This is a genomic window from Pseudonocardia sp. MH-G8, from assembly GCF_002262885.1.
Lineage (GTDB): Bacteria > Actinomycetota > Actinomycetes > Mycobacteriales > Pseudonocardiaceae > Pseudonocardia.
In genome coordinates, this window is sequence record NZ_NKYF01000031.1 from 106,621 (window position 1) to 121,526 (window position 14,906).

The 14,906-nt window shown below is 71.5% G+C and carries 17 protein-coding genes and 1 tRNA gene; 9 read left to right on the plus strand and 9 right to left on the minus strand.

All coding sequences use genetic code 11. From position 1 onward, the window contains the following. Positions 1–6: 6 nt before the first annotated feature. Positions 7–1,320, minus strand: coding sequence for a branched-chain amino acid ABC transporter permease (locus CFP66_RS40110; protein WP_233160093.1), 1,314 nt, complete (start codon positions 1,318–1,320; stop codon positions 7–9). A 228-nt stretch (positions 1,321–1,548) separates the two neighbouring features. Here CFP66_RS40110 and CFP66_RS40115 point away from each other — a divergent pair, with 228 nt between their 5' ends. After that, on the plus strand, positions 1,549–1,914 hold the full coding sequence (locus tag CFP66_RS40115) for a hotdog fold thioesterase (RefSeq protein ID WP_233160096.1): 366 nt from the start codon (positions 1,549–1,551) through the stop codon (positions 1,912–1,914). Between the two features lie 30 nt (positions 1,915–1,944). On the opposite strand, the gene CFP66_RS40120 is transcribed toward CFP66_RS40115, so the two are convergent. The 6 genes from CFP66_RS40120 to CFP66_RS40145 form a co-directional block, all read right to left on the minus strand. Continuing rightward, positions 1,945–2,667, minus strand: coding sequence for an ABC transporter ATP-binding protein (locus CFP66_RS40120; protein ID WP_094930600.1), 723 nt, complete (start codon positions 2,665–2,667; stop codon positions 1,945–1,947). Continuing rightward, positions 2,664–3,509 carry an ABC transporter ATP-binding protein gene (locus tag CFP66_RS40125; protein WP_094930601.1) on the minus strand — a complete coding sequence of 282 codons (846 nt, stop codon included), beginning with the start codon at positions 3,507–3,509 and terminating at the stop codon, positions 2,664–2,666. Before CFP66_RS40125 ends, CFP66_RS40120 begins: the two co-directional genes overlap by 4 nt. Then, positions 3,509–5,290 (minus strand): branched-chain amino acid ABC transporter permease, encoded by a 1,782-nt coding sequence (locus CFP66_RS40130; RefSeq protein WP_094930602.1) that lies wholly within the window; start codon positions 5,288–5,290, stop codon positions 3,509–3,511. The genes CFP66_RS40125 and CFP66_RS40130 overlap by 1 nt, the downstream gene beginning before the upstream one ends. Beyond that, on the minus strand, positions 5,287–6,216 hold the full coding sequence (locus CFP66_RS40135) for a branched-chain amino acid ABC transporter permease (protein ID WP_233160094.1): 930 nt from the start codon (positions 6,214–6,216) through the stop codon (positions 5,287–5,289). Before CFP66_RS40135 ends, CFP66_RS40130 begins: the two co-directional genes overlap by 4 nt. A 76-nt stretch (positions 6,217–6,292) precedes the next feature. Then, the gene (locus tag CFP66_RS40140; RefSeq protein ID WP_094930603.1) at positions 6,293–7,534 is read right to left on the minus strand and encodes a branched-chain amino acid ABC transporter substrate-binding protein; all 1,242 of its coding nucleotides are present in this window, start codon (positions 7,532–7,534) and stop codon (positions 6,293–6,295) included. 187 nt (positions 7,535–7,721) lie between these two features. Next, a complete protein-coding gene (locus tag CFP66_RS40145; protein ID WP_094930604.1) occupies positions 7,722–8,354 on the minus strand; it encodes an ANTAR domain-containing response regulator in 633 nt (210 codons plus the stop codon). Positions 8,355–8,483: 129 nt separating this feature from the next. On the opposite strand from CFP66_RS40145, the gene CFP66_RS40150 reads away from it, so the two are divergent. Continuing rightward, a tRNA-Leu gene (locus CFP66_RS40150) sits at positions 8,484–8,558 on the plus strand. 400 nt (positions 8,559–8,958) lie between these two features. Further along, complete coding sequence (locus CFP66_RS48780) at positions 8,959–9,414, plus strand: hypothetical protein (RefSeq protein ID WP_198961998.1); 456 nt, start codon at positions 8,959–8,961, stop codon at positions 9,412–9,414. Positions 9,415–9,425: 11 nt separating this feature from the next. Here the strand turns inward: CFP66_RS48780 and CFP66_RS40160 are convergent, their stop codons facing one another. Beyond that, complete coding sequence (locus CFP66_RS40160; protein WP_158228407.1) at positions 9,426–9,884, minus strand: MarR family winged helix-turn-helix transcriptional regulator; 459 nt, start codon at positions 9,882–9,884, stop codon at positions 9,426–9,428. A 61-nt stretch (positions 9,885–9,945) separates the two neighbouring features. On the opposite strand from CFP66_RS40160, the gene CFP66_RS40165 reads away from it, so the two are divergent. From CFP66_RS40165 to CFP66_RS40175, 3 genes are all read left to right on the plus strand, one after another. Further along, positions 9,946–10,821 (plus strand): SDR family oxidoreductase, encoded by an 876-nt coding sequence (locus CFP66_RS40165; protein WP_094930607.1) that lies wholly within the window; start codon positions 9,946–9,948, stop codon positions 10,819–10,821. Positions 10,822–10,927: 106 nt separating this feature from the next. After that, the gene (locus CFP66_RS40170; RefSeq protein WP_094930627.1) at positions 10,928–12,010 is read left to right on the plus strand and encodes an LLM class flavin-dependent oxidoreductase; all 1,083 of its coding nucleotides are present in this window, start codon (positions 10,928–10,930) and stop codon (positions 12,008–12,010) included. Continuing rightward, the gene (locus tag CFP66_RS40175) at positions 12,007–12,636 is read left to right on the plus strand and encodes an FMN reductase (protein WP_094930608.1); all 630 of its coding nucleotides are present in this window, start codon (positions 12,007–12,009) and stop codon (positions 12,634–12,636) included. The genes CFP66_RS40170 and CFP66_RS40175 overlap by 4 nt, the downstream gene beginning before the upstream one ends. On the opposite strand, the gene CFP66_RS40180 is transcribed toward CFP66_RS40175, so the two are convergent. Next, the gene (locus CFP66_RS40180; RefSeq protein WP_094930609.1) at positions 12,619–13,233 is read right to left on the minus strand and encodes a DUF2249 domain-containing protein; all 615 of its coding nucleotides are present in this window, start codon (positions 13,231–13,233) and stop codon (positions 12,619–12,621) included. The two genes, CFP66_RS40175 and CFP66_RS40180, sit on opposite strands and share 18 nt — an antisense overlap. A gap of 64 nt (positions 13,234–13,297) precedes the next feature. Between CFP66_RS40180 and CFP66_RS40185 the strand changes: the two genes are divergently transcribed. Genes CFP66_RS40185 through CFP66_RS40195 form a run of 3 tightly spaced genes read left to right on the plus strand, consistent with a single transcriptional unit; the run spans position 13,298 to position 14,786 of the window. Continuing rightward, a complete protein-coding gene (locus CFP66_RS40185) occupies positions 13,298–13,972 on the plus strand; it encodes a metalloregulator ArsR/SmtB family transcription factor (RefSeq protein WP_094930610.1) in 675 nt (224 codons plus the stop codon). Continuing rightward, the gene (locus CFP66_RS40190) at positions 13,969–14,397 is read left to right on the plus strand and encodes a hypothetical protein (protein ID WP_094930611.1); all 429 of its coding nucleotides are present in this window, start codon (positions 13,969–13,971) and stop codon (positions 14,395–14,397) included. Before CFP66_RS40185 ends, CFP66_RS40190 begins: the two co-directional genes overlap by 4 nt. A 29-nt stretch (positions 14,398–14,426) precedes the next feature. Further along, on the plus strand, positions 14,427–14,786 hold the full coding sequence (locus CFP66_RS40195) for a hypothetical protein (RefSeq protein WP_094930612.1): 360 nt from the start codon (positions 14,427–14,429) through the stop codon (positions 14,784–14,786). The last annotated feature ends 120 nt before the right edge of the window (positions 14,787–14,906 follow it).

Genomic DNA, 14,906 nt, shown 5'->3' on the forward strand with positions numbered 1-14,906 from the left:
CCCTACCTATCCGATCCGCTGGGCTCGGCCGAAGATGCCCTGCGGCCGCACCAGCAGGACGAGGATGAGCACCCCGAGCGCCCAGGCGTTCTGCAGCTCGACCGGGAACCACGCCGTCGAGAGCTGGGCCACGAGGCCGACCAGCAGACCGCCGGCCATCGCCCCGAACGCGCTGCCGAGGCCGCCGAGGATCACCGCGGCGAACATCAGGAGCAGCAGCCGGAAACCCATGTCCCACGCCACGATCTCGGAGAGGCCGAAGAGGACGCCGCCGAGGGCGGCCAGCCCGCCGCCGAGCGTCCAGACGTACAGCGTGACCCGGCCGACGTCGACCCCGGAGGCCTCGGCCAGGTCACGGTCGTCCGAGACCGCCCGCATCGCCCTGCCGATACGGGTGCGCAGCAGCATGAAACCGGTGGCCACCAGCACGAGCAGGGCGAGCACGGTGATCACCAGGTCCCGCGGGGTGATCGAGACCGGCCCGAGGACCAGCGCCTCCTGGATGGTGTAGCCCGGGTAGGGCTGGGGCCGGGAACCGAAGAGCACCAGCACGAGGTTGCGCAGGACCAGCGACAACCCGATCGAGATGATGAACAGCTGGATGCGGCCGGTGCCGCGGGTCCGCAGCGGCCGCCACAGCCCGCGCTCGAGCGCGGCGCCGAGCAGCGCACCGACCACGATCGCGATGAGCACGGCCGTGATCAGCCCCGTGCCCGGCCCGATCACGCCCGCGTTGACGACGAACGCCGTGACCGCTCCGATGGTCACGAGCTCGCCGTGCGCGAAGTTGATCAGGCCGGTGGTCCCGAAGATCAGCGACAGGCCGATCGCGGTGATCGCGATGATCGCCCCGAACTTGATGCCCGCAACGGTGAGCTGCGCCAGCACCGCGCCGAACCCCGGTCCCGGAGCGGGCGCGGGCGGCGGGGCCGGTCCGCCGTCGACGGGTGCCTCCCCCGCTGCCACCAGCGGGAACAGCACGGTGCGCTGCTGACCGGGCCGGATGGTGACGCCGGGCAGCGTGCCCGCCTCGGCCTCGCGCAGGACGATCCCGTCGGGGAGCGTCGCGGCGTCGAGGACGACGTCGTAGTTGCCCGGGGCCGGCACGGGCACCTGCCACGTCCCGTCCGCGGCCGAGACGGCAATCCCGACCTCGGCGCCGCCCTGCTGGACGGTGATCGTCACGCCCGCCACCGGCTCCCGGTCGGGGCCGCGCAACGTGCCCCCGACCGCCTCGCCGTCCTGGGCCGCCGCGAGGCCGGTGCCGAGCGACATGGCAGCGAACACGAGCAGCAGCAGGGCCACCACACGTCTGCGCACTCGACCTCCTGTATCGCCCGGTAGTGGCAACGGCGCGCAACCATAGCCCGGACGGGTTCTTCCGGGAGGCGTCCGCTGCCCAATCGTGCACTCGCCGTGATGCATTCGGGTCACCGCGGCTGCGGGCCCGCTGCAGGGGACGGGGCAGCCGGACCTAATGTTCCGCCCGTGCCGATCGATCCTGCCGACCTGCCGTCCTTCGCCCGCCCCGAGCAGCTCGCCGACCGGATGGGCGTCGAACTGCTGAAGCTGACCCTCGACGAGGTGATCGGCACGCTCCCGGTGGCCGGCAACCGGCAGCCCTTCGGCCTGCTGCACGGCGGGGCCAACGCGGTGCTCGCCGAGACCCTCGGCTCCACGCTGTCGGCGCTGCACGCGCTCCCCGACCGCTTCCCGGTGGGGCTCGAGCTCGCCTGCACCCACCACCGCTCCGCCACGTCCGGTCTGGTCACCGGGGTCGCCCGCCCGATCCACGTCGGCCGCAGCACGTCGACCACCGAGATCGTGATCACCGACGCCGACGGCAGGCGCACCTGCACCGCGAAGCTCACCTGCCTGCACCGCGACACCGAACCCGGCCCGCCGCGCGGCTGACGGGCCGGCCGGCCCTCCCCCGCACCCCGCTCAGCTCGCGACACCCTCGCCGAGGTACGCCTCCTGCACGCGCGGGTCGGCGAGCAGCTCGCGGCCGGAGCCCGAGAGGGTCGTGCGCCCGAGGTCGATGACATACGCGTGGTCGGACAGCGAGAGCGCGGCGAGCGCGTTCTGCTCCACGAGCAGCACGGTGGTGCCCTCGTCGCGCAGCTCGCGCACGGTGTCGAGGATCTTCTGCGTCATGATCGGCGAGAGGCCCATCGACGGTTCGTCGAGCATGAGCAGCTTCGGGCGCGACATCAGGGCCCGCCCGATCGCGAGCATCTGCTGCTCGCCACCGGAGAACAGGCCCGCCTTGTTGCGCCGCCGCTCGCCGAGCACCGGGAACAGCGTGTAGATCTTGTCCAGGTCCGCCACGATGCCGGGCTCGTCGTGGCGGGTGTAGGCGCCCAGGCGCAGGTTCTCCTCCACCGTCATGCGGGCGAACAGCCGCCGCCCCTCCGGGGAGTGCGCCACACCGCGGGCGAGGATCTCGTGGGCGGGCAACCGGTGCACCGGCTCACCGTCCAGCAGGATCTCCCCCGACACCGGACGCAGCAGTCCGGAGATCGTGCGCAGCGTGGTGGTCTTCCCCGCGCCGTTGCTGCCGATGAGGCTGACGATCTGACCCTGCTCGACGGTGAAGCTCACGCCGCGCACGGCCTGGATCGCCCCGTAGGCGACGGTGAGGTCGCGGACCTCGAGGAAACTCATGCGTCCTGCTCCCCACGGTGGATCTGCGCTTCGATCTCGTCCGGCGGCGCCCCGAGGTACGCCTCGACCACGCGCGGATCACCGCGCACCTCGTCGGGCGTGCCCTCCACCAGCACCTCACCCTGCACGAGCACGAGCACGCGGTCGCACAGCGTGAAGATGAACTTGGTGTCGTGCTCGATCACCACGACCGAGACCCCGAGGTCCCGGATCGCGAAGATCAGCTGCCGGGTCGCCTCGGTCTCCTGGGCGTTCATGCCCGCGGTCGGCTCGTCGAGCAGCAGCACCGCCGGGTCGGTGGCCAGCGCCCTCGCGATCTCGAGCCGGCGCTGGTCGCCGTAGGGCAGGTTGCGGGCCAGCTCGTCGGCGAAGCGGGGCAACCCGACGAAGGCCAGCAGCTCCGCGGTGCGCTCGGCGGCCTCGGCCTCGCTGCGGCGGAACCGCGGCCCGTGCAGCAACGAGGACAGCGGGCTCTGCTTCATCCGCACGTGCCGCCCGACCAGCACGTTCTCCTCCGCCGTCATGCTGGGGAAGAGCCGGATGTTCTGGAACGTGCGCGCCACCCCCTGCTCGGTGACCCGCGCCGGGTCCTGCGGCAGCGCCCTGCCGCGCAGCGCCACGGTGCCCGCGGTGGGCGAGTACAGCCCGGTGAGGCAGTTGAACAGGGTGGTCTTGCCGGCACCGTTCGGGCCGATGAGACCGATGATCTCGCCCTCGGTCAGCCCGAAGGAGACGTCGTTCAGCGCGGTGAGGCCACCGAACTGCATGGTGACCCCGGTGGCCTCGAGGACCGGCGCGCCCCTGCCGACGGTGGCGGGCGCGGTCTGCGGGAGCTCCGTCATCACTGCCCCGCCTTCCCGGTCGATGCGGTGGGTAGCGGCGGTGGTTCGTCCAGGCTCTCCGGAGCGAGCTCGGCGCGCCGGTGCCGGTCGGGCACGAGGCCCTGCGGCCGGAACCGCATGATCAGGACGAGGGCGATGCCGAACAGCAGCAGCCGGTAGTCGGAGAACTCGCGCAGCTTCTCCGGCAGCACGAACAGGATCGACGCCCCGAGCACGGCACCCGGGATCGTGCCCATCCCGCCGAGGATCACCGCGGACAGCAGTGTGATCGACTCCAGGAACCGGAAGCTCTCGTACGACACCGTGGCCGTCTTGTGCGCGAAGAACGCCCCGGCGAGCCCGGCCAGCATCGCGCCGATGAGGAACGCAAGGATCTTGATCGGCCCGGTGCGCACCCCCATCGCCCGTGCCGCGTCCTCGTCCTCGCGGATCGCGATCCACGCGCGTCCCAGCCGCGAGTTCTTCAGGTGGGCGAACACGAGCATCACGGCCGCGACGATGAGCACGATCAGCACGTAGTAGAGGACGCCCGGGGGAAGCTCGAGAGCGCCGATGACGATCTCGTCGTTGAACGCCGTGCCGAAAAGCGACACCGGCGGGATGCCCGGGATGGCGTTGGAGCCACCGGTGAGCCCGCCGATGTTGTTCTGCGCGGTGCGCACGAAGATCTCGCCGAATGCGAGCGTGACGATCGCGAGGTAGTCGCCGCGCACCCGGAGCGTCGGCGAGCCGACAATCGCTCCGAAGATCCCCGCGATGACCGCCGAGATCACCATGACCAGCGGGAACGGCAACGCGATGCCGAACTGCGACGCGGTGGCCCCGGAGAGGTTCGCCGCGACGAAGGCCCCGATGCCGAGGAACGCGACGTAGCCGAGGTCCAGCAGGCCTGCGAGACCGACGACGATGTTGAGCCCGATCGCCGTGGCCGCGTACACCCCGATGTTCGCCGCGACCGTCATCCAGTATTCGGTGCCTGCGCCCGTCAACGGCAGCAGCAGCGCGCACGCCAGCAGCACCAGCACGCTGAAACCGCGGTGCCGCTCCGAAGCGGCGGTGACCCAGCTCAGCAGCCCGGACGCGTGCAGCGCGGCGAGCAGCCCGCCCACCGCGCCGAGGAAGGACAGGAACACCGCGCCCGCGTAGACGTTGGCCGCGCTGCCCTGGCCGCCGCTGGTGAGCACGGCCGAGACCAGCAGCAGCAACAGGGCGAAGACGGCGAGCAGCAGCAGCCGCTCCACCCACGGGTTGAACTGCCGCTCCCACACGGGTACCGGTTCGACGCCATCCCCTCGCGCCCCGACGAGCAGCAGCACGCCGCCCACCAGCGCGACGAACGCGCCGAAGGCGAACGCGCCGTCGGCGGCGGTGACGGCGCCGAGCCCACCGCCCTCCGAAGTGATCCAGATGCCGTTGACCGCGCTGACGACCACGACGCCCCAGCCGATGCCGCGCAGCATGCGCGTGCGCCCCGGGACCTGCACGAGCGACAGCACGATCGCCGCCACCCCGAACAGGAGCAGGTGCAGCCGGAACCCGGTGACGCCGAACGGCACCGTGAAGAACTCGAGCGTGGCCTGCGCGGGGTAGGCGCCCTCGTTCAGCACGAACGTGGCCCACGGCAGGTAGGTGCCGATCACCGTCAGGACGCCGCCCGCCACGCGCAGCGGTGTGGCGAGCCCGGCGAGCTTGGCGCTCCATCCCGACCGTTCGGCGGGCGCCGCGTGCCGTGCCTTGCGCGGGGCCGTGCCCGGCGCAGGTGTGCCTTGCGTCGCCGTCATGCCCGTACCCTCTCCGTCTCGCCGAAGAAGCCCTGGGGCCGGAACACCAGCACCACGATGAGCACGACGAAGATCCACACGTAGTCGTAGGCGGTGCCGCCGGGCAGGTACTGGCCGCCGAGCGCCTTGACCAGCCCGATCACCAGCCCGCCCACGACCGCTCCGCGGATGCTCCCGATCCCGCCGAGCACGGCGGCCGTGAACGCGAAGATGCCGGTCTGGAACCCGATGTCGATGTTGATGAAGCCGAGGTCGGCCCCGTACAGGATGCCGGCGACCCCGGCGAGCGCACCGCCCAGCACGAACGTCAGGACGATCACCCGGTCGGGGTTGATGCCCATCAGCCGCGCGACGTCACGGTCCTGCGCGGTGGCGCGCATCGCCCGTCCCATCCGGGACCGGTCGACGAACTGCTGCAGCCCGATGGCCAGCGCGAGCGACACGACGATGATGAGCACGCCCGTGTAGCGGATCGGCACGCCGTCACCGATCGGGACGATCCAGGTGCCCTCGATGAAGATCTTCGGGAACGGCAGCGCCGAGGTGGCACCCGGGTAGAACACCCGGACGGCCTCCTGCAGGGCCACGGACACGCCGAGAGCCGTGATCAGCGGCGCCAGCCGGGGAGCGTTGCGCAGTGGCCGGTAGGCGAAGCGCTCCATCAGGACGGCGATCGCGACGGACACGCCTGCCCCGCCGATCAGCAGCAGCGGCAGCGCGAGGTACCACTGCTGCGCCACGAACGTCGGCAGCAGGTAGGTGAACATCGCGAGCCCGCCGTACGCGCCGATCATGAAGATCTCGCCGTGGGCGAAGTTGATGAGTTGGATGATGCCGTAGACCATCGTGTAGCCCAGTGCGATGAGCCCGATCAGGGCTCCGAGCACCAGGCCGTTGACGATCTGGGACAACAGCGTGGACAGCAAGTGGGTGGTCCCTCCACGTGCGCCGAGGGCGGGGGTTCACCCCGCCCTCGGCGTCTCGAGCCTCGATCGGTGGTGGTCAGCCCTCGAAGCTGCCGGTGGAGCCCTCGACGGGGACGAACTCCGCACCGTCGACGGTGTAGACGGTCAGCACCTTGTTGGTGGTGTCGCCGTACTCGTCGAACGCGACCGGGCCGGTGGCGCCCTCCAGGTCGGTGGCCTGAACCGCGGCCACGATGTCGGCCCGCCGGTCCTCGGAGTACTCGCCCTCGGACAGCGCGTTGGTCAGGGCGCCGATCATCACGTTGGTGGCGTCGTAGGTCAGGGCGCCGTAGGTGGCGAACGGCTCGGGGTAGCCGGCGGCCGCGTAGTCGGACACGAACTGCGCGGCGCTGGGCAGCGACTCCGCCGGGGCACCGATGGCGGTGGCGAGGTCACCGGGACGGCCACCGAGAGCGATGTACTGCGGGTCGTTCATGCCGTCCCCGCCCATCAGCGGGATCTCCAGCCCGGCCTGGGCCAGCTGCGCCGAGAGCGGCCCGGACACCGGGTACTCCCCGCCGTAGTAGACCGCGTCCGGGTTCTGCGGACGGATCGCGGTGATCACGCCGGAGAAGTCGGTGTCGCGCTCCCCGACCCGCTCCCGCGCCACGACCTGGCCGCCCAGCTCGGTGACCTGCTGCGCGAACTGCTCGGCGAGGTTGGCGCCGTAGGTCTTGCCGTCGTCGATGACGGCGATCCGCTGCTTGCCGGCCGTCTGCACGAGGTAGTTCGCGGCAAAGGGGCCCTGCACGAGGTCCGTCGTGGCTGTGCGGAAGTACGTGTCGAACGGGCGCTGCGGCTCGGTGGCGAAGTTCTCACCCAGCGTCAGGGCCGGGCCGGTGTTCGCCGGCGAGATCGTCGTGATGTTGCGCTCGGCCAGGATCGGCTGCACCGTCTGGCCGGTGGAGGAGTTGAGCGTGCCGATCACGCCCACCACGTTGGGGTCGGAGGCGAGCAGCGTGGCCGCCTGCCCGGCGACCTGCGGCGTGGCCTGGTCGTCCTCGGCCTGCAGGCGCAACTCGTAGCCCGGCACCGCGCACGCCTCGTTGGCCTGGTTGATCGCGAGGTCCGCCGAGTTCTGCATGCCCACGCCGAAGGCGGAGAGTCCACCGGACAACGGCGCGATCATGCCGATGATCAGCGTGCCGCGACTGGTGTCACACCCTCCTGCGGCTCCACCGCCGGCACCGGGCTCTTCTTCCCGATTGGTTCCGCACGCCGTGAGCCCGAGAGCTCCGGCGAGGATCGCGGCGGTGACGATCGTCCGCCTCCGAGTCATGCTGTTGTCCTTCCGTGCCGCGTCTCACGGGGGGTTCCCCCGTTCGCGCCCGAGCTGCTCCCGCCACTCGAGAGCGAGCGGAGATTAGGGGACGCCGGAGCGCGGCGTCACCACTGCTCGGATCTCCTTTACCGGAACGCAACCTGGGAGGTTGCTGCCGGCAACCGGAGGAACACCCCGACGCGGCTCAGGACTTGGGCGCGGCGAGCCCGTCGACGATCGCCTCGGCGACCGCCTTCATCGTGGTCCGGCGGTCCATCGCGGTGCGCTGGATCCAGCGGAAGGCCTCCGGCTCGGTCATCGTCTGCCGGGTCATGAGCAGGCCCTTCGCCCGGTCGACGACCTTGCGCGTCTCGAGCCGGTCGTTGAGGGAGGCGACCTCGTCCTCGAGCGCGCGCTTCTCCGCGAACCGCGACACGGCCAGCTCGATGGCCGGCACGAGCTCGTGGCGCGCGAACGGCTTGACGAGGTAGGCCATCGCCCCCGCGTCCCGCGCCTGCTCGATCAGGTCGCGCTGGCTGAACGCCGTGAGCATGACGACGGGCGCGATCTTCTCCTCGACGATCGAGCCCGCGGCCGCGATGCCGTCCATCTTGGGCATCTTGACGTCCATGATGACGAGGTCGGGACGCAGCTCCCGGGCGAGTGCGACGGCCTGCTCACCGTCGCCGGCCTCGCCCGCGATGACGTACCCCTCCTCGCTGAGCATCTCGGTGAGGTCGAGCCGGATCAGGGCCTCGTCCTCCACCACGAGCACGCGCAGGCCGGCGGCCGGTCGCGCCTCGTCCGCGGTCGTCTGCTCGGAAACCTGCTGTGCCACAGGAGTACTCCCTTGTCGGAGGTATTACGTGATCCATTCAGGGTACCGGCCCGTCGCCCGTGCCGATTGTGATCTCGGCGGTTCCCGGTGAGAGGCAGCGCACGTCCCGCCGCTATGCTGTCCGCGTCAGCCCCCGTAGCCCAATAGGCAGCAGGCAGCGCTCTCAAACAGCGTCCAGTGTGGGTTCGAATCCCACCGGGGGCACACCTGGTGGCCCTGAGCCACCCGCCGACGCTGCGACCGAGCGTTCCCCACTGGGTGCGGGCGGAGCGGCGAACTGTCGGTGCCGCACCGGACACTCTCCGGCATGCACTCGCGGGAGACCGTCGACAGGGTTCTGGCATTGTGCCGCCCGGGGGTGACCACCCGCGAGTTGGCGAAGCTGACAGGCCTCCCCGAAAGCACCATCGCCCATTGGCGCCGCGGTGATCGACGCGGCCCTGGGGTCCGTAGCTCGAGACGATGCCCACGATGTGACGAAGGCACTCTCGTCGATTCTTATGCCTACCTCCTCGGCGCCTACCTCGGCGACGGCCACATCACCTGGCATCGACGCGGCGTCCAGGCATTGTCGGTGTCCTGCGCGGACGACTGGCCGAAGATCATGGACGATGTCGAAGCGGCGATGCGCGAGGTGCTCGCCAGCTCGGTGTGCCGGGTCCGCCGCCCGGGCTGCATGGAGATCAAGGCGTACTCCACGCACTGGGTCTGCCTCTTCCCACAACACGGCCCGGGAAGGAAGCACACCCGCCCCATCACCCTGGAGCACTGGCAGCAGGAACTCGTGGAGCGCCACACCGCCGCGTTCCTGCGCGGCCTGTTCCACTCCGACGGCTGCCGGATCACCAACTGGGCCACGCGCACCGTGGACGGGCGCACCACGCGCCACGAGTACCCCCGCTGGTTCTTCTCCAACGAGTCGGCCGACATCCTGGGCCTCTGCAGCGCCGGGCTCGACCGGCTCGGGATCGCCCACCGCTTCCCGCGCTACAACACGATCTCGGTGGCCCGGAGGGAGGCGGTGGCCGCGCTCGACGAGGCCGTGGGGCCTAAGGCGTGAGCAGCCCGGGATCACGCGTCCGAGCCGGCCTGCGTCGACCCGTCGATCATGTTCGTCAGGTTGCCCAGCACCCGGCCCAGCAGCTCGTGCAGCGTCTCGATCTCCGCGGCCGAGAGGCCGGCGGTGGCCTCGCCGTTGGAGTGTCCGAGCAGCTCGAGCGCGCGCGGCAGGAGTTGCTCGGCGCGCGCGCTGGGGGTGATGCGGGTGGCGCGGTGGTCGCGCGGGTCCGGTGATCTCTCGACCAGACCGGCTCTGGACATGCGCTGCAGCAACGCCGCGGCGGTGGGCTGCTCGACGTGCGTGCGCCGGGCGAGCTCCGTCTGCGTGAGCGCCCCCTCCTCCGCCAGGCAGAGCAGCACCGGGACGTGCGCGACGCCGAGCCCCAGGGGGCGCAGTTGCGCGTCGGCGACGCGCATGAACGCACGGGCCGTCCGGGTGACGAAGTAGCCGGTGTCGCGGTCGATGTCCATCGTTGGTAGCTTCTCACATAGCATGCGATGTAATCGCCGTGACCCCCAGGGAGAAGCCCTCATGATCCTCGTCACCGGAGCCACCGGACAGCTCGGCGGCGCCGTCGTGCGCCGGCTGCTGGAGCGCACCGACCCCGCGACGGTCTGCGCGCTCGTGCGCGACGGGACCAAGGCCACGGGCCTGGCCGCGCGCGGGGTCGCGGTACGGCTCGGCGACTACGACGACGTCGCCGCCCTCGACCGGGCGATGGCCGGCGTCCATCGCGTCCTGCTCGTCGCGGGCAACGAGCCCGACCGCCGCGTGCAGCAGCACCAGAACGTCATCGACGCCGCTCGGCGTGCCGGCGTCGAGCTGATCGGGTTCGCCGGCCGGACCCTGCGCGACATCCGGGCGTCGGAGAACACGCTCATGGGCGACTACTTCGAGACCGAGAACCGCATCCGCGCCAGCGGCCTGCCCCACGTGCTCTTCCGCAACGCCCTGTACCTCGACACCGTCCCGGCCTACGTCGGCGGCGCACGGGTGTTCGAGACCGGGATCCGGTTGCCGGCAGGCGAGGGCAAGGTCGCCTTCGCGCTGCGCAGCGAGATGGGCGAGGCCCTCGCCAACGCCATGATCGACCACGAGATCGACCACGACGGCGCCGAGCGCACCCACGTCGTCGCCGCGCCCCGCGCCCACACCTTCGACGACGTGGCGGCCGCGCTCACCGAGGTGTCGGGCACCGCCGTGCGCTACACGCGGATCTCCGACGACGAGTACGTCGAGGACGCCGTGCGGGCCGGGCTGCCGGAGCACCTCGCCCGCCGGTTCCTCGGCTTCTACTCCGACATCCGGGACGACCAGCTCGGCCGGACGAGCTCCGACCTGGAGGCCCTGCTGGGCCGTGAGCCGGCCACCCTTCAGCAAGGACTGCGGGAGGTCTTCGCGCTCTGAGCAGCGCGGAGTGGCGCCGCGCACGGTCGGGGCATGAACGCGACGGTCCCCGCGTTGGGGCAAGTGATTGCACACGCAACAACTGGAGGCAGGGATCGCCATGGGCATGCAGTTCGGCGTCTTCTCCGTCGGTGACGTCACGCCCGACCCCACCACGGGCCGCACCCCGACCGAGGCGGAGCGGATCAAGGCGATGGTCGCCATCGCGCTCAAGACGGAGGAGGTGGGGATGGACGTGTTCGCGACCGGCGAGCACCACAACCCGCCGTTCGTGCCCTCCTCCCCCACCACGATGCTCGGCTACATCGCCGCACGCACGCAGCGGCTGCTGCTGTCCACGGCCACGACGCTCATCACCACGAACGACCCGGTGAAGATCGCCGAGGACTACGCGATGCTGCAGCACCTGTCCGACGGCCGCGTCGACCTGATGATGGGCCGCGGCAACTCCGGGCCGGTCTACCCGTGGTTCGGCAAGGACATCCGCGACGGCATCCCGCTCGCCGTCGAGAACTACGCGCTGCTGCGCCGGTTGTGGCGCGAGGACGTCGTCGACTGGGAGGGCAAGCACCGCACGCCCCTGCAGGGCTTCACGTCCACCCCGCGCCCGCTCGACGGGGTGCCGCCGTTCGTGTGGCACGCCTCGATCCGCAGCCCGGAGATCGCCGAGCAGGCCGCCTTCTACGGCGACGGCTTCTTCCACAACAACATCTTCTGGGACGCCGGGCACGTCCGGCGGATGGTCGCGCTGTACCGGCGTCGTTTCGAGCACTACGGCCACGGCCCGGCCGACCAGGCGATCGTGGGCCTGGGCGGGCAGGTGTTCATGCGCAAGAACTCCCAGGACGCGGTGCGCGAGTTCCGGCCCTACTTCGACAACGCGCCGGTCTACGGCCACGGACCCACGCTGGAGGATTTCAGCGACATGACCGCGCTCACCGTGGGCAGCCCGCAGCAGGTCATCGACAAGACGCTGGGCTTCCGCGAGTTCGCGGGCGACTACCAGCGCCAGCTGTTCCTGATGGACCACGCCGGGCTGCCCCTGGCGACCGTGCTGGAGCAGCTCGACATCCTGGGCGAGGAGGTCGTTCCGGTGCTGCGCAAGGAGTTCGCCGCGCGCACCCCCGCGCACGTGCCGGACGCCCCGACGCACACGAGCATGACGGAGAAGCAGGAGGTGTCGGCATGACGATCCGGAAGCTGGCGGTCGTGACCGCAGGCCTCGGAGTGCCCTCGTCCAGCCGCCTGCTGGCCGACCGGCTCGCCGCGGCCACCGGGGCGGCGCTGCGGGAGCGCGAGGTACGGGCCGAGATCGATGTGGAGGTCGAGGTGATCGAGCTGCGCGAGCACGGCCACGAGCTGGTCGACGCCGTGCTCACCGGGTTCGTCACGCCCGCACTGCGCAAGGCGCTGGACGCCGTCGCCGGCGCCGACGGCCTGATCACCGTCACACCGATCTTCTCGGCGTCCTACAACGGGCTGTTCAAGCTGTTCCTCGACGCGCTCGAGGAGGGCGCGCTCGACGGGAAGCCGACGTTGATCGCGGCCACCGGCGGGACCGGCCGGCACTCCCTCGCACTGGAGCACGCCGTGCGCCCACTGATGGCGTACCTGCACGCGGTCGCGGTGCCCACCGCGGTGTTCGCCGCGCCCGAGGACTGGGCGGGCGGCGCCACCGGGGTCCCCGCGCTGGACCGGCGCATCGCGCGCGCCGCGGGCGAGCTCGCCGACCTGGTCGCGCAGAGCCCGGCCGCGGCGGCGCCCGACCCGTTCGCCGATCCGGTGCCGTTCGAGCAGCTACTGCGCGGTGACTGAGCCGGCCGGGCGCCGCGGGGGCGCGGCGTCCAGCACCAGCGAGCTCCGGCGCTGGTGCACGGTGAGGTAGCGCAGGCCCTCGGGTCCCGCGTCGAACTGGCGGCGGGACCGGCGCGGCAGCCACACGAGCGCGCCGGCCCGCAGCTCGACGGGATCGCGCTCGGTGGTCAGCGTGCCCGCGCCCTCGAGCACGACGACCAGCACGTCGAGGTCCGGCCCGGTGTGGGCGGCGATCCCCGCGCCGGGCTCGAGCCGGATGATGTTCGAGTCGAGGTCCCGCTCCCGCATCTGCAGCTTCCACTGCACCCCCGCTGCATCCGGCTCGGCCCCGCCGGCGGTGGTCGTGTCCCCGACGACCCGGGGCAAGGGGGTGCCGGCGATCTTGCTGATCCGGATCCGCCAGGCCGCGGGGCCCCGCTCGAGGTAGTCCCAGCCGTAGCTGCCGGGGTGGTCGGCGTCGAACTCGTCGCGCAGGTGCTTCGGGTCGTGGTTGTTCACCAGCACGAACGACTCGCCCACGGCGAGCGCCTCGTAGGTGCGGAAGATCGTCGGATGCTTGTCGGGCTTGCGCAGCGGACGGACGTCGAGCTCCTGCATGGTGGTCCCTTCATCGCCTCGGTCCGCCGAGTTTATACAACGGTCTTTGTGTAAACTCCGACGCATGGCGGAATCGCGGGAGGCGGGAGGGCGGCGCCGTGAGGTGCTCGCCCTGCTGCGCGCGTCGGCGTCGCCGCTGAGCATCGCGGAGATCGCCGACCACCTGCAGGTGCACCCGAACACCGTCCGGTTCCACCTCGACGCGCTGACCGGCACCGGTCAGGTCGAGCGCGCCGACACCGCGCCGGCCGGTCCAGGACGCCCACCGCTGGTGTTCCGCGCCCGGCCCGGCATGGACGCGACCGGGCCGCGCAACTACCGGCTGCTGGCCGGCGTCCTCGCGGGCGGCATCGCCGCGGGCCCCGATCCCGCAGCCGTGGCGGTCGAGGCCGGCAGGCGGTGGGGTGCGCAGCTCGCCGAGCCGCAACGGACGCGGACCGCTGCTTCCCCGGACGGCGGCGTCGCCTGGCTGGTCGCCCTCCTCGGCGATCTCGGGTTCGCACCCGAGTGGCCGATGCCCGAGGGCACTGAGCAGATCGGGCTGCGGCACTGCCCGTTCCTCGAGGTGGCCGGCAACGCGCCCGACGTCGTCTGCCGCGTGCACCTGGGGCTGATGCAGGGCGCGATGGCCGCCCTCGACGCCCCCGTGCGGGTCGACACCCTCGAACCGTTCGTCGCCCCCGACCTGTGCCTCGCGCGCCTGTCCGTCCCGGCGCGTGGAGAGGACCGGAACCGATGACCGGTGGTTCCGCCGTCGCCGTCGCCGTGACGTTCGTCTGGCTCGGCATGGTGCTGGCCATCTCGTTCCTGGAGACGCCGCTGAAGTTCCGGGCTCCCGAGGTGACCGTGCGCATCGGGCTCGGCATCGGCCGGATCGTGTTCCGGGCGCTCAACACCGCCGAGGCCGTCCTGGCCACCGTTCTCGTGGTGATCGTGGCCGGCGTCGGCGGGGTGCCGGCACCGGCCGTCGCCGCGGGAGCCGTGGCCGTCGCCGCGTTGCTGGTGCAGCTCCTGGCCGTCCGCCCGCGGCTGAACCGGCGATCCGCCATGGTCCTCGCGGGCGCCGACGTCCCCCGTTCGCACGGCCACCACATCTATGTCGGCCTCGAGATCGTGAAGGTCGCCGCGCTCGTCGTGACCGGAACCCAGCTACTGCTGGCGTGACGGCGCGCCACCAACCGACAGGAGCAACCATGGAGTCGATTCCGCTGGGCACCGTCGTCGAGGCCCAGCTCACCACCGCCAGGGAGTCGGCGAGCGGCCGCAGCGCCCGCACGGTCCACGGGGGCCGCGGGTCCGTGTTGCGCCAGACCCTGCTCGCCCTCACCGCCGGCAACCGCCTCGACGACCACGACACGCCTGGGGAAGCGACGCTCCAGGTGCTGCACGGTCAGGTCCGGCTCGGCACCTCCACCGACTCGCAGGAGGCCACGGCCGGTGATCTCCTGACCATCCCGCCCGAACGGCACAACCTGCTCGCCGTCGTCGACTCGGCCGTCCTGCTCACCGTGGCGCTCCCCGCCGCAGGGCCGGGACGAGACGCCCAGCAGTAGCGACACCCGCACACCCAGACCCCGACTCGCAGTGAGGATGTAGGGGAGCCCCGCAGCGGTCGTTCTGGCTCACCGACTCGCTGACCGTGGTGTCCTGCGCCCGATCTGCCGGGTGACCGC